General features: G+C 66.1%; 14 protein-coding genes. 7 read left to right on the top strand and 7 right to left on the bottom strand.

Going from position 1 to position 14,117, the window contains the following annotated elements; genetic code table 11:
• The first annotated feature begins 637 nt into the window (after nucleotides 1-637).
• From ASG12_RS06700 to ASG12_RS06685, 4 genes are all read left to right on the top strand, one after another.
• Entirely contained in the window at nucleotides 638-1,570 is a 933-nt protein-coding gene (locus tag ASG12_RS06700) for an alpha/beta fold hydrolase (protein ID WP_162243404.1), read from the top strand.
• A gap of 325 nt (nucleotides 1,571-1,895) precedes the next feature.
• On the top strand, nucleotides 1,896-3,050 hold the full coding sequence (locus ASG12_RS06695; RefSeq protein ID WP_055786618.1) for an alpha/beta fold hydrolase: 1,155 nt from the start codon (nucleotides 1,896-1,898) through the stop codon (nucleotides 3,048-3,050).
• Between the two features lie 109 nt (nucleotides 3,051-3,159).
• Entirely contained in the window at nucleotides 3,160-4,542 is a 1,383-nt protein-coding gene (locus ASG12_RS06690; protein ID WP_055786615.1) for a carotenoid oxygenase family protein, read from the top strand.
• 223 nt (nucleotides 4,543-4,765) lie between these two features.
• Nucleotides 4,766-5,320, top strand: coding sequence for a PadR family transcriptional regulator (locus ASG12_RS06685; RefSeq protein ID WP_055786614.1), 555 nt, complete (start codon nucleotides 4,766-4,768; stop codon nucleotides 5,318-5,320).
• On the opposite strand, the gene ASG12_RS06680 is transcribed toward ASG12_RS06685, so the two are convergent.
• Together ASG12_RS06680 and ASG12_RS06675 are read right to left on the bottom strand one after the other, a co-directional pair.
• Complete coding sequence (locus ASG12_RS06680) at nucleotides 5,284-7,626, bottom strand: molybdopterin-dependent oxidoreductase (RefSeq protein WP_055787847.1); 2,343 nt, start codon at nucleotides 7,624-7,626, stop codon at nucleotides 5,284-5,286. The two genes, ASG12_RS06685 and ASG12_RS06680, sit on opposite strands and share 37 nt — an antisense overlap.
• A 23-nt stretch (nucleotides 7,627-7,649) precedes the next feature.
• Nucleotides 7,650-9,056, bottom strand: a complete 1,407-nt coding sequence (locus tag ASG12_RS06675; protein ID WP_055786611.1) for an FAD-dependent oxidoreductase — start codon at nucleotides 9,054-9,056, stop codon at nucleotides 7,650-7,652.
• Between the two features lie 157 nt (nucleotides 9,057-9,213).
• Here ASG12_RS06675 and fdxA point away from each other — a divergent pair, with 157 nt between their 5' ends.
• The 3 genes from fdxA to ASG12_RS06660 are packed head-to-tail and all read left to right on the top strand — an operon-like array spanning nucleotide 9,214 to nucleotide 11,218.
• Complete coding sequence (gene fdxA, locus ASG12_RS06670; protein WP_055786609.1) at nucleotides 9,214-9,543, top strand: ferredoxin; 330 nt, start codon at nucleotides 9,214-9,216, stop codon at nucleotides 9,541-9,543.
• A complete protein-coding gene (locus ASG12_RS06665; protein WP_156377943.1) occupies nucleotides 9,540-10,781 on the top strand; it encodes a molybdopterin molybdotransferase MoeA in 1,242 nt (413 codons plus the stop codon). Before fdxA ends, ASG12_RS06665 begins: the two co-directional genes overlap by 4 nt.
• On the top strand, nucleotides 10,778-11,218 hold the full coding sequence (locus ASG12_RS06660; RefSeq protein WP_055786605.1) for a molybdenum cofactor biosynthesis protein MoaE: 441 nt from the start codon (nucleotides 10,778-10,780) through the stop codon (nucleotides 11,216-11,218). Before ASG12_RS06665 ends, ASG12_RS06660 begins: the two co-directional genes overlap by 4 nt.
• Before the next feature lie 23 nt (nucleotides 11,219-11,241).
• Here the strand turns inward: ASG12_RS06660 and ASG12_RS06655 are convergent, their stop codons facing one another.
• The 5 genes from ASG12_RS06655 to ASG12_RS21870 are packed head-to-tail and all read right to left on the bottom strand — an operon-like array spanning nucleotide 11,242 to nucleotide 14,116.
• Entirely contained in the window at nucleotides 11,242-11,493 is a 252-nt protein-coding gene (locus ASG12_RS06655; protein ID WP_055786602.1) for a MoaD/ThiS family protein, read from the bottom strand.
• Nucleotide 11,494: 1 nt separating this feature from the next.
• The gene (gene moaA, locus ASG12_RS06650) at nucleotides 11,495-12,559 is read right to left on the bottom strand and encodes a GTP 3',8-cyclase MoaA (protein WP_055786601.1); all 1,065 of its coding nucleotides are present in this window, start codon (nucleotides 12,557-12,559) and stop codon (nucleotides 11,495-11,497) included.
• Nucleotides 12,550-12,819, bottom strand: coding sequence for a cytochrome C oxidase subunit IV family protein (locus ASG12_RS21880; RefSeq protein WP_055786598.1), 270 nt, complete (start codon nucleotides 12,817-12,819; stop codon nucleotides 12,550-12,552). The genes moaA and ASG12_RS21880 overlap by 10 nt, the downstream gene beginning before the upstream one ends.
• Complete coding sequence (locus ASG12_RS21875; protein WP_055786595.1) at nucleotides 12,816-13,379, bottom strand: cytochrome c oxidase subunit 3; 564 nt, start codon at nucleotides 13,377-13,379, stop codon at nucleotides 12,816-12,818. Before ASG12_RS21875 ends, ASG12_RS21880 begins: the two co-directional genes overlap by 4 nt.
• Nucleotides 13,376-14,116 (bottom strand): hypothetical protein, encoded by a 741-nt coding sequence (locus ASG12_RS21870; RefSeq protein WP_055786593.1) that lies wholly within the window; start codon nucleotides 14,114-14,116, stop codon nucleotides 13,376-13,378. The genes ASG12_RS21875 and ASG12_RS21870 overlap by 4 nt, the downstream gene beginning before the upstream one ends.
• Nucleotide 14,117: the final 1 nt, after the last annotated feature.

Here is a 14,117-nt window from a genome sequence, read left to right as displayed (position 1 = left end):
TTACGGCACCGGACCGCATACCTCAACACCTGTTTTGACAACCTACGATGGGCCGCCACGCCGCTTCGGAGAGTGTCGCACAAAGCGCCGACCACGCGTCGTCACGTGAGACGCATTGCCCGCGAAGTCCGTTCGGCCTCGACCCGTCACGGGAGCCGGCGCCGTCCCGGGCGATGTTCGCAATGCCGTTGCGTACGGTCTATGGTGTAGTCCATATCCCTTCGTGGTCTCAGCGTCTCCGCGCCGCCCACGAGCGACCGGCCGTCGACGATCCTGAACACGACCTCGCCGCCACAGAGGGTCCCGAAAGCGTGGCACACCGAACGGTGAGATACGCCCTCCGCTGCATCGAAAGTGACATGCCGATGATCCGTCGTACTCCAGCACACGACGAGCAGTGGTGCGGCCACCCCACCGACTCCGGTCGACAGGCCCTTCATGGTCGGTCCGTCGCACCGTCTGCGCCGACAGGTCGGGAGACGTGGATGGCGCTGTACGCACTTCTGCTGGGTCCGCCGAGCGGACTCGCCCTGTTCGTCGTCGGATGGTTCTTCGGCGCCACGTCGTACGCGGACGACATCCACGATGTTGCCGCACCCGGGTCCTCAGTGCTGGCGCTGGCGGCGTTGTTCGCCGCATGCGGGATGTTCGCCGGCGGCGCGATCGGGTTGGTGATCGGTGCGCGCCGTTCGCGGGATCTTCGCCCACACGAACGCCACGCGACAGAGGGGTTGCATCACGAATCACCGAGAGTATCGGCGAGAGGGATGAATTCATGATTGACACCATTCGAGTCGATGGCATCGACGTCCACATCGACGGCCCCGACGACGCGCCGACCATCGTCATGGTCCATGGATGGCCGGACACGTTCCGCCTGTGGGAGAGCCAGGTGGCGGCACTGCGGGATTCGTACCGTTGCGCGCGGTTCACACTGCCCGGGTTCGAACTCGGCGCGCCACGTCGCAGCCATTCTGTCGACGAGATCGCCGAGACCATGTCCGGCATCGTCGACGCGGTCAGTCCCACCCGCCCCGTGATACTGATGCTGCACGATTTCGGCTGCGCGTTCGGCTACCGCTTCACAGTCGATGCGCCGGAACGAGTTTCGGCAGTGATCATGTTCGACGTCGGTGACGCGAATTCACCCGAGGTCGACGCCGAGTTGGATAGGACCGCCAAGATCCTCCGCAACGGCTACCAGCGGACGTTGGCCGCGGCATGGCGTCGGGGTGGCCGCGGCAGCAACACCGTCAGCCGCCTCATGGCGAAGGTGTTGGGTACTCATGCCGACCCCACGCTGATCCATTCGGGTATGAACTACCCATACGAGGCGATGCTGGGCAATCCTGATCTGCCGGTCCTCGGTGCGGTCATCGCACACCCGACGTTCTATCTCTACGGCACGAAGAAGCCCTTCATGTTCCACTCGCGAGACTGGTCAGATCGGTTGGCGGCCACCGAAGGGTGCGCGGTGACCGCGGTGAGGGCAGGCCACTGGCTGATGGTTCAGAAAGCCGACGAGGTCAATTCGGCCATCACCGAATGGCTCGGGTCCACGAAGGTGTGAACGACGACACCGCCGTCGGTTGTGCAGCCGACTGTCGGGAGTCGGCCGTCGGGGACGACGCGCCACGTGACAACGAACGTCGCCGCGGCCGCGATTGCGTGGAACACGAGAACGGAACCCCACCAGAGGCGTTCGAGTCGTCACGAAGACGGCCAGGCACAGCGTCGCGAGCACAACGTCCATCGACACGACATGGACATTCGCCGCTCGACGCATCGATGGCGGTGCGGTGGGCCGACACACCGTTTTCGTGGGCATGAACGTCCGACCGCGAACACGCCGAGAGCGCAGAAGTCCGACGGTATGGCATGCGACACTGACGACCGTGAAAACCGGCCCGAACGCTCTGATCGCCGTCGCGACATCTGTTCTCGCTCTCACGGTGATGTCGCCCATTGCGCATTCCGCACCGAGCACACCTGTCGGCACCACGATCTCGACCACCGCCCTGCCGCCGAGACAACTCCTGTCGGGCGCTGCTTCGGGCTACGCGATCTCATACTCGACGACCGACGAGCACGGCCGGAGGGCGATCGCGAACGGACAGGTCTATCTACCGTCGGGCCGCGCACCCGTCGGGGGGTGGCCGGTGGTGTCCTGGGCCAAGGGCACTGTCGGAGTCGGTGACCAGTGCGCGATGAGCACCACGCTGGCGGCCGGTCGCCCCGACCCCTACGCGGTGGAGATCTCGAAGCCGCTGCTGACCCGGCTCCTCGCCGCAGGGACCGCCGTCGTGTCCACCGACTACATCGGCCTCGGTAGCCCCGATGCACACCGGTACCTCGAGACCACCGCCGAGGCGCACGCGGTGATCGACATCGTCCGCGCGGCGGCCTCCCGCTTCCCCGCCCTGTCGCGCACATGGGTGGCGGTAGGACATTCCCAGGGAGGCGGGGCCGCGCTCGCTGCAGGCGCCCTGACGCGGAGCTACGGCACCGGTCTGGGCTTTCGCGGGACTGTCGCGATCGCCCCGGCGTCCAACATCGAGTCCGTCGTGTCGCAGCTCGGTCCCGCCACCCCGAGGATCGGCCTGATCTCGAACATCACCGCGACCTTCGCCTACATCCTGTCGGGACTGAAGGCCTCACGTCCCGACATCGATGTCGACTTCTACCTGACCGACCTCGGGAGACGAACGGTCGCCGCGGCAGGAGACCGCTGTATCGCCGAGGAGCGCGCAACCCTGGCCTCCGTTGTCCCGCAGCAACTGTTGCGCCGGCCTCTCTCCGACCCCACGTTCACCCGTGCCCTGCGCGCCTATCTCGCGGTCCCGACCACGGGCTACCGGCAACCGGTGGTGATCGAGCAGGGTCTCGCCGACTCGGTGGTCTCCCCCGCGCTGACCACCCTGCTGGTCGGGCAACTCGCGGCCGGCGGCACCATCGCCCGCTACAACGTGGACCGACCCGCAACCCACTACGACGTCATCGGTCGCACCGCAGGTCAGTCCGCGGCAGCGATAGCCCGCATGCTGACGTAGCCGAATCCACCGAACGAGGTGTCCGAGCACTGCGCCCTTGACCTACTAACTTTGTTGACTATTGTATTAATTGACCAACACGCATTTCAGTCGACAGGGAGCAGGCACGATGACGACCGAGACATCACCGCTTTACCTCACGGGCGTTCTGGAGCCCGTCACCGCAGAAGTGGACACGCGCGCGCTCGAGGTGACCGGCTCACTTCCCCCGACCCTGTCGGGCCTCTACCTGCGCAACGGCCCGAACGCCCACCCTGGAGTGGACCCCGGGCATGCCTGGGCGGGTCAAGGCATGGTGCACGGGATCCGCATACGAAACGGGCGCGCCGAGTGGTACCGCAATCGATGGGTGCGCACCCCGGAGATGCCGAGCGACTACAGCTTTTTCGACGCAGAACGCGACCGTGCGATCACCGCGGCGAACACGAGTGTCATCGGATTCGACGGGCGCATCCTCGCGATCCAGGAGGCGGGCCTGCCCTATGAGGTGGATCGTGACCTGAACACAGTCGGCCCCTACGACTTCGGCGGATCACTCACCACCGGGATGACCGCCCACCCGAAATGCGACCCACGGACCGGGGAGCTGCACTTTTTCGACTCGTACCTTCCAGAGCAACCGCACCTGCGCTACCACGTCGCGTCTGCATCGGGACAACTCCTGCGCAGCACCGCGATCGAGCTCCCCGAGGTGCCGCTGATGCACGACTTCGCCATCACCGAGCACTTCGTCGTCTTCTTCGACCTCCCCGTGGTCGCCGATCCGACCGTCGCGAATGCAATGCCGTTCAGATGGAACGACGACCACGAGGCGCGGATCGGGATCCTCCCGCGAACCGGAACCGGCGCCGACATCGTGTGGATCCCGGTCGATCCGTGCTGGATCATCCACGCGGCGAACGCTCGCGAGGATTCGCGCGGTCGCATCGTGCTGGAGGCAAACCGCGTCGTCCCCGATCGCTGGGACATCAGCTGGGCCAGACTGGGCGGCGATGTCGCCCATGTCCCGGGCGGACTCGACACTCGCAACCCCCTCCCCGAGGCACTTCTGCACCGCTGGACCTTCGACGTGGCGGCGCGCACCGTGACCGAGCAAGCCCTCGACGACCGCGCGATCGAGTTCCCGACGATCAACATGCAGCGAACGGGGTTGTCGCACGAGTACATCTACGCGGTGGGATATCCGCGGGTGGGCGGTCGCGACGGGTACGAGCTGATCAAATACAACACCCGGACGGGCACCGACGAGGTGCGAGGATTCGGCACCATGCAGGTACCCGGTGAGGCCGCCTTCGTCTCGGCACCAGGGGAGACGAACGACGACGACGGCTGGCTCTTCTCGTTCATCTCCGGCGTGGGCGACGCTCCCTCGGAGCTGCTCGTGCTGGACGCCACCGACTTCACCGGTCCACCGGTCGCGCGGATAACGCTGCCGGCGAGGATCCCTTACGGGTTCCATGGCAGCTGGATGCCTGATCACGACAATGCCTGACATGCCGCTCGTGACGTTCCATCTCATCGGACACCGCTCCCCGCCGAGAGTCGTGGGTTGCTCGACGCCGCTGCGGGATCGACCCCGAGGACGTGATCGTCTCGATCACCGAGAACGCCCATCCCGACGGGTCTTTCGGAAGGGGGTGAGCACAGTTCTCGACCGCGGAGCCCGGTCCTCCCCGCGCCGATTTCGCAGTCGAGAGCACGTAGGATGCTGGCCCATGGCACTACGGAATGCTCTTCTGGCCGCCCTCGCGGATGGTGAGTCGTCGGGGTACGACCTGGCGAAATCGTTCGACGTCGCTGTGGCCAATTTCTGGAGCGCCACCCCTCAGCAGCTCTACCGGGAACTCGACAGGCTCGAGACCGACGGGCTCGTCGAAGGCCACGTGATCGAGCAGACGAATCGCCCCAACAAGCGCGTGTTCTCCCTGACCGACGCCGGGCGTGGGGCACTGCACGACTTCATCGCGCGTCCGCCGAAGGCGACCGCGATCCGCGACGAGCTGCTGGTCCAGGTCGAGGCCATGGAACCGGCGGACTTCGGGGCAGTGCGCTCCCATCTGCAGACAACCCGCGCCGCGTCCGTGACCAGGCTCGGCCGGTATCAGAGGTCGCGGGAACTGCTGCTCGGCGGCAGGACCGAGGAGCAGTTCCTCGCCGAGACCGACCGTCTCGGGCACTTTCTCACCCTCGCGCGTGGCATCGCCTTCGAGGAGGAGACCGTCCGGTGGTGCGACTACGTCCTCACCGTGGTCGCCACGCGGCTCGATTGAGCGTCCGACCTCGCGGCGACATCGCCGCTACCGACCGCCTCGACCCGGGCCGGCACGTTCTTGTGCCACGGGGTACCGACGACCGGATCTCGGCGCTGCGCATCGGTGAGCTCGTTGAGGGCGACCCCGACGCGCCTCGAGGCCGCGCCGTCATCTGTGAGGGCGAGCCCGAATCCGTTGGGGAGCGCGGCGTGCCCTGCCTGCATCCGATCGTCGATCTCGATCTCTGCCACCGCTTCCCCGCGATTGGTCACCACGCGCGCGATGTCACCGGCCGCCAGCGACAGGGCCTCCGCGTCAGCCGGCGCCATCCGTAGAGCGCCGTTCTTGTCCTTCAGTCGCCAAGCGGAGTTGTGGAAGATGGTGTTGGCGGTGAACTGTCGACGCTGTCCGGCCGAGAGGACCAGTGGGAATTCACTGCTCGTGTGCACGGCGCTCACCGGGTCGAGGTCGTCGAGGATCGACAACAGTTCCGGGATGAGAACGGGGATCTTCGCGTCCGCGTGCGGGACGTACCCCCACGCGTCCTCTTCGGACTCCTCCGAGAACACGACACCGGACCGTCCGGCGATCACCGCCTCGTACAGCGCATCCGCACTACGGTGCCCCGCACGCTTCATGGCCTTCGGTGCGCCGAAGGCGGTGAGCTGAGCGAGCGCCCAGACGACCGCTGTCGAACGGTCGCGCGCCGGGAGGGTCGCGCCGAGGGTCTCGTAGACGAGGTAGGGCGCCAATCGGAACGTGTCCTTGTCGAGAAGGCCGCATGCAGCGAACGCGAACCGGAACGGGGTACGTCCCAGCCGCAACGCTGCGCGCAAGGTCGCCAACGTGCGCTCCTTGCCCGCACCGAGCTCTCTGATCAGCCGTGCATAGATCTCCGGCTCGGGCAACGTTCCGGGAAGGGGATCCAGAACGGGTTCACGAAGATGGAACGAGTTCTTCGGGAAGTGGAAGTTGAAGAACGTGGCCTCCCACTTCTCGTACTGGGAGGCGGCGGGCAGAACGTAGTCGGCGTGCTGCGCCGTCTCGGTGAACACCACATCGATCACGACCACCAATTCGAGTGCGTCGAGAGCCGCACGGAAGGTCGTCGAATCGGCCAGGGAGTGAGCCGGATTCGACGACTCGATCAACATGGCGCGAAAACGGTCGGGGTGGTCGGTGAGGATCTCCTCCGCGATCACGTTGGGCGGGACCATTCCGACGGCCATCCGCGCTCCGGTGACGGGCGTGTGCTTGAACTCGGTCGTGTACTTCGCAAGTGGGGCGAACAGCGAGTGCGGATGCATACCGCCCTGCTTGCCGAAATTGCCGGTGAGCAACCAGATCAACTTGTTCAGGTATGAGATGAGCGTGCTGTTCAGGTTCTGCTGGACGCCGAGATCCTCGTAGGTCGACACACTCGACGCCGTACCGATCCGCCGCGCCGTGCGACGCAGGAGGTCTTCCTCGATCCCGCAGACCGCGGCGTACTCACCGATGTCGACCGAACGAAAGTGCGTCTGCAGCTCCTCGACGTCACGCGTGTGGTTCGCGATGAACTCGGCGTCGGTGAGATTCTCCTCGAACAGGATCGCGATGAGAGCCGTCAGGCACCATGCGTCGGTACCCGGCTTCACCTGCAGGTGGAAGTCGGCGAGGTCGGCGGTCTCGGTACGCACCGGATCGATGACGATCATGCTGCGTTCCGGGTCTTTCGAGATCTCCTTGAGAACCGTGCGGGCTCGGGAGACCCCGTGGCTCTGATACGGGTTCTTGCCGAAGAAGACCGACACCTCGGCGTGCTCGAAGTCGCCATGCGTGTGACCGCCGGTGAGGTGGGCATCGACCCAGGCCTCGCCGGTCTTCTCCTGGGCCAGGGCACTCGAGTGATATCGAGAACCGAGCAGCCTCAGGAACGGCAGCGCGTAGGCGCCGCCCAGATGGTTACCTTGGCCGCCACCACCGTAATAGAAGATCTTGTCGCCACCATGGGTGTCGCGCACTGCCGCGAACTTCTGTGCGATCTCTCGGATCGCGGTGTCCCAGTCGATGGGGGTGAACGTGCCGTCGGCCTCGCGCCGCAGTGGCGTGCTGAGCCGTTCGGCGCCGTTCTGATAGTGGTCGAGCCGCAGCGCCTTGTTGCACGTGTAGCCGTGGGTCGACACATGGTCCTTGTCGCCCCGGATCTTGAGGAACCTGCTGCCACTGGTCGCCGGGTCCGTCAGGATCTGTATGCCGCAATTGTTCTCGCACAGGATGCAGGCGGTCTTGTGCCACGTGCCCGTCTCGGTCTTCGTGGGCCCGGTGTGCGTGCTCTCTGCCATCGTGATCTCCTGGTGGGTGTCGGTCATGGGCGGGGTGCGGCGAGCACCTTGTCGGGTTCGGCGGCGGCGAGCATGTCCTCGCGCTCGACGACCTTGATGCGTTCACGGCCCTCGGCCTCACCGAGCTTGCGCTCGTGCTCGTCGAGTCGGTACCAGCCATCCCAGGTCGTGAACGGCACCGACCGGCTCTCGAGCAGTTCGACCACCGACGCCTCGGCGGGGCTCGACGGGTCGTTGAGCGACCCGGCCTTCATGTCGTCGAGGATGCATTCGACGGTCTCGTTGGCGTCGCCCTTGGTGTGGCCGATCAATCCGATGGGACCACGCTTGACCCACCCGGTGGTGTACAGCCCGGTGAGGTGGGTGCCCTCGTCGAAGATGCGTCCCGACTCGTTGGGGATGACCCCGGCCTGCTCGTCGAACGGGATCGCCGGCAGGTTGTCGGACAGGTATCCCACCGCGCGGTAGACCGCCCCGATCTCCCAGTCGGTGTACTTGCCGGTCGGTGTCACGTTGCCGGTCCCGTCCAACTGCGTGCGCTCGGTGCGCAATCCGACGACCTTGCCGTCGGAACCGAGAATCTCGACCGGCGACTCGAAGAAGTGCAGGAACAGCTTGTGCGGCCGGTCGCCGGGCTCGCGGATGGCGTAGTTCTCGATGATCGTGGCGACCTGGTCGGTGATCTTCGACCCGCGCCGGGCGACGGCGGAGCCTTCGTCGTAGTCGATGTCCTCGGGGTCGACGATGACCTCGATGTTCGGCGAGTGGTCGAGCTCCTTGAGCTCGAGCGGGGTGAACTTCGCCTGCGCCGGACCACGACGCCCGAACACGTGGACCTCGATCGCTTTGTTGGCCTTCAATCCCTCGTAGACGTTCGGCGGGATCTCCGTCGGCAGCAGCTCGTCACCGGTCTTCGCGAGCACCCGCGCGACATCCAACGCGACGTTCCCGACGCCGATGACGGCGACCTTCTCCGCCTCCAGCGGCCAGGTGCGCGAGAAGTCGGGATGCCCGTCGTACCAAGCCACGAACTGCGCGGCACCGTAGCTTCCGTCGAGGTCGACCCCGGGGATGTCCATCACCCGGTCGTCGGTGGCGCCGGTGGAAAAGATCACCGCGTCATAGAAGCTGCGCAGGTCGTCGAGGGTGATGTCGGTGCCGTAGTCGACGTTGCCCAGCAGTCGGACCTGTGGTTTGTCGAGGACCTTGTGCAGGGCGGTGATGATGCCCTTGATCCGCGGATGATCCGGCGCCACCCCGTACCGGATCAAACCGAACGGCGCCGGCATCCGCTCGAACAGATCGATCGACACGCCTCGTTCACCGGCGGTGTCCGATTTCATCAGCGCGTCGGCCGCATAGATCCCGGCGGGTCCGGCGCCGACGATGGCGACTCGCAACGGACGCGCATCCATAACCTCATTATGCATCCCGTCATATTACATACGTGACGGGGTGGCGTCGATTGATTATGCGTTCTGGCGTGTGCCATAGTCTGGGCATGCGAAGAAGTCACAGGCGATTGAAAATCGTTGCACCGGAGACACATAGGCGCATTGTGCGCCGTGCACACACGACGGTGGCCCCATGACCTACGTGATCGCGGCCCCGTGTGTCGATGTCCTCGACCGCGCCTGTGTCGAAGAATGTCCGGTCGACTGCATCTACGAGGCTCCTCGGATGCTGTACATCCATCCCGACGAGTGCGTCGACTGCGGTGCGTGCGAACCGGTCTGCCCGGTGGAGGCCATCTTCTACGAGGAGGACGTACCCGACGAGTGGGCGCCGTTCACCTCGGCCAACGCCGACTTCTTCGACGAGATCGGTTCCCCCGGAGGGGCCGCCAAGGTGGGCCCCTACCCGAACGACGTCGACGCGATCGCACGGCTTCCTCGCAGGGAGGTGCCGTCGGCGTGAGTACGTCGACCACCAGAACGGTGGCCGAGCATGCGTCCGCGGTGGCCGATCACATGGGCTCGGCAGCGACGATCACCGTTCCGCTGTCGCAATCACGTGGGGCGGTGGTGGCGGCCACCACCACCGCTCCCACCCTTCTCCCCCGCTTCGACAACTCGGCCGTCGACGGCTACGCCATCACGGCAACCGACCGCGTCTCGGCGGTCGACGGCACACGAGTTCTGGAGCTGGTGGGCCAGATCAACGCCGAAGCCGGCGAGCATCGACGTCTCACCGCGGGTTCGGCGCTGCGCATCATGACCGGCGCGCCTGTACCCGATGGTGTGGATGCCGTTGTCGCACAGGAACACGTGACGCGCCACGGTGATCGGATCGACGTGTCCGGCCACATCCCCAGCGGTCACAACGTCCGACTGGCGGGCGAGGAGGTGCGCAGTGGCGACGTGATCGCTCGACGCGGCACCACTGTGACACCGGGTCTGGTGGGCCTGTTCGCGGCGGTCGGTATGACCACCGTGGACGTCGTGGCGCCGGTGCGGGTCGCCATCCTGTCGACGGGATCGGAGCTGACGGAACAGTGTTCGGGTGACCCTCACCGCGAACTCCGGACCGGTGAGGTGTACGCGTCGAACGCGATCATGCTGACCCAGGCCGTGATCAGCTGTGGAGCAACGGTCGTCCACACGGCGATGGTGTCCGACAATCCGCAGGCATTCCTCGACGCCATGACACGAGCGAGTGCGGTCGCCGACGTCGTGATCACCTCGGGAGGAATTGGTTTCGGTGATCACGACGTCGTGAAGTCGACGCTGCGGACCCGCGGGGTCGATCTGTGCACCGTGAACATGCGACCGGGTCGCCCGCAGGGTGCGGGCAGGTTCGGCGGAGCTGCTGTGGTGACCCTGCCCGGCAATCCGTTGGCCGCGCTCGCCTCGTTCGAGGCCTTCGTCCGCCCCGCCCTGCGGTCGGCGATGGGGTACACCGGGGACGGTCGGCACACAGTGGACGCGCAGCTCGGTCAGACGATCGCCGCCCGGCCGGGAACGGTGCGTTTCTCGCTCGGTTCCGTCGTCCTGACGCCACCCCGATCGATACCGGTGGTCGATCTGGCCGTAGGCGGCAAAGGCCTAGCCGCGGTGATCGGTGCGAACTGCTTCGCGTTCCTCGACGCCGACCGCACCCGCCTCGCCGCCGGCGACCTGGTCACTGTCACCGTGGAGGGAGGGATCCCGAGATGACCCTGCACGACACCACCTCGCGGGTGGCTCATGCTCTGGTCACCGACGCTCCGCTGTCGACCGCCCACCTCACGGCGATGGTCCGTCAGCCGGGATTCGGCGCCGTGTTCTGCTTCGAGGGCGTGGTCCGCGACCATGACCACGCGCGAGCGGTCATCGATCTCGAATACGTGGCACACCCGAGCGCCTCGGACGTCATCGCACGTCTCGCCGCGAGATGCGCCGCAGCCCATCCGGAATGCGTGGTGGCTGTGGCCCATCGAACCGGCCGCCTCGCGATCGGGGACGTCGCATTCGTGGCGGTGGTCGCATCCGCGCATCGGGGCGCCGCCTTCGCGGCCTGCTTCGACGCCGTCGAGACGGTCAAGGCCGAACTACCCGTCTGGAAGTCGCAGCACTTCGCCGATGGCTCGTCGGAATGGGTCAACTGCGCCTGAGCGCCCGCGCCCGGCCCCCTGCGCTATCCGCCGGCGAACGGCGGCAGGACGTCGAGCGTCGCCGCCGATCCCACCTGTCGGTCGGTGGTGACCGCCACGGCATCGAGGAGCACCGAGCACCGTGGGAGCACCGACACCAGTGCAGGGTGGGAGTTCTCGAGCGACCGCAGCACGTCCGAGACCTGATCGGTCGGCGAACACACGCGGTGCTCGGATGCCGCCCCGGCAGCAGCCTTCGCGGCCGCGAAATAGCGGATTTCCAGCGTGACATCCATGTCAGCCTCCTATTGCACTCATGGGCCTGGTGGGGTGCAGGAACCCGGGATCGTTGATCCCGTGTCCGGGTTGTTTGCGCCACAGGGCCTCTCGCCATCTCTGCGCGATGGCGAGGTCGACCGCGTCCTCGGGGTCCGCCGAGCGCAGCAAACCACGTAGGTCGAACTCCTCGGCGCCGAACAGACAGCTGCGGACGCTGCCGTCGGCGGTGAGACGTACACGATCACAGTCTCCGCAGAACGGTCGGGTGACCGACGCGATGACACCGACCCGGTGACGGCTGTCGTCCACGGTCCACAGCTCTGCGGGTGCCGAACCCCGCGGCTCCGATGCAGGACGTAACGTGAACTCCGACCGCAGAGCCGCGAGGATCTCCTCGGCGGTCATCATCTCCTGTGCGGCCCAGGCGTTGTCGGAGTCGATGGGCATCTGCTCGATGAACCGGAGTTCGATGTCGTGGCCGATGCAGTAACGCAACAGATCGCACGCGCCGCCGTCGTTGACGCCGCGCATCAGCACCGCGTTGACCTTGATGGGGCCGATGCCGGCCGCGTGGCACGCGTCGATCCCCGCCAACACCGCGGGCAATCGGTCACGGCGCGTCATCGACGCGAACGTGGCGCGGTCGACAGTGTCGAGTGAGATGTTCACCCGGTCGAGGCCGGCCGCGGCGAGCGCCTTCGCCCGACGCTCCAGCCCGATCGCGTTGGTGGTGAGGGAGATCTGGGGTCGTGGAAGGAGTTCGGCGGCACCACCGATGAGCTCTTCGAGTCCGTGGAACAGGAGGGGTTCACCGCCGGTGAAGCGGATCTCTTCGATGCCCAGGTGGGCCACGGCGATACCGATCAGTCGACTCATCTCTGCCGTCGAGAGCAGTTCGTCCTCGGGCATCCAGTCGAGACCCTCGGCGGGCATGCAGTACGTGCACCGCAGGTTGCACCGATCGGTGACCGACACACGCAGGTCGGTGGCGACGCGACCGAATCGGTCGACGAGTCCGCCGACGTCCGGCCTGCCGGCCGACAGATCCCGCGGTACCGGGATACCCAGGGGGATCATGTCCACACCACCGACGACAGAAGGACCACTGCCGTCGCCACGATCCATGTCATGGCGCCCGCCCTGAGCCACACCGGCGCATGACGAATCTCCATGTACTCGGCCATCACCAGCGCGATCTTGACCAGGGTCACGACGATCAGTGCCACACCGACGATCAGCGGACGTCCGGTGACCGCGGAGGTCTCGATCGCCGCGATGAGGGTGAGCACCACGGCGACGATCCACACGACCCGCAACGACCGCGTGTCCGGGGGCGGCGTCACGCGACGTACACCAGGTAGAAGATGACGATCCACACCGCGTCGACCATGTGCCAGTAGACGCCCACGCCTTCGGCGGGTGCGACTCGCAGGCGACCTGTCGCGGACAGTCGGTGGGCGTATGCCACCGCGACCAATCCCACCAGCACATGGACCAGATGGATCGCGGTGAGCGCGAAATACCAGGTGAAGAAGGGGTTCGCGAGTTGGTCCCGGTGAATCAGGTGTGTCGAATACTCGACCGCCTTGAGGACCACGAAGGCGAGGCCGCACGCGATCGCCGCGGCGTAGCACCGACGCGCGCCGTCGTGCCTGCCCTCCCGAACCTGCGCCAGGCCGGTGGCCACGGCGTAAGAGCCGCTCAGCAGCGCGATGGTGTTCGCCGCACCGATCCACACGTTCACCTGATCGTGCCCCGTGGCGAACTGCTCCCGGTGGCCGATGGCCACCCATTCGAACGCACCGAAGAGGACGAGGAACACGGCGAGCTCGCCGAAGATCAGCAACCAGAACTCGAGCTCACCGGGAATCCGGTTCGCCGGGCGTGATCGTGGGGCGCTCACGCGAATCTCCGGACGAACGGGAGCCCACGAAAACCGAACTCCACCTGCCAGATCGCCACCGTGATCCCCAGCATGTCGGCGATGAAGATGGCAGTCGGTATCCAGAACCCGAAGAGGCCGTCGTACGCGAAGGGACCCGACCGGAAGAAGAACAGCATGATCTCGGGGAGGAACAGCATCAGCGTCAAAGCGCAGCCCCAGCCGAGCCATCGCGGCAGTATCACGGTGTTGCGCCCCTGGACGACGAGACCGGCGTAGGCGAGGACCGCGAAGATCAACAAGAACGTCGGCGTGCCGCCGAGAAACAGGAAATATCCTGCATCCCCGGCGAACTGGACAAGACCCGGATCCCGATCGGGGCGGAAGACCGCCAGGGCGAAGGCGGCGCCGGTGAGAAAGTTGAGCGTGATGAACGCCGTGGAACTGATCACCATCACCATCGCCAGCAGTCCCGAACGCCCTTCGATCCGACGTACCGCCGTCGTCAGGTACCCCATGAACGGCATGATCGTCATCGTCGAGATCATCAGCACGACAGCAGCACCCATGATCTGAGAACGGTGATCGAGGAACTCGTCGGCGTACGCCCGGGTACTCAACGCCGGCGACACCGGCGGGACCCACTGGGCCAGCAGGACCCATCCGAGTCCGAGCATCAGCAGGTAGGCGATCGGCGACACCATCGCGACCACCAGGACGGTGACGTCACCGGTCGTCCGCGGGCGTTGCTCGCTCATG

Source organism: Williamsia sp. Leaf354 (assembly GCF_001424365.1).
Taxonomy (GTDB): domain Bacteria; phylum Actinomycetota; class Actinomycetes; order Mycobacteriales; family Mycobacteriaceae; genus Williamsia_A.
The sequence above is the reverse complement of the archived record's forward strand: the minus strand, read 5'-3'. Positions and strand labels throughout refer to the sequence as shown.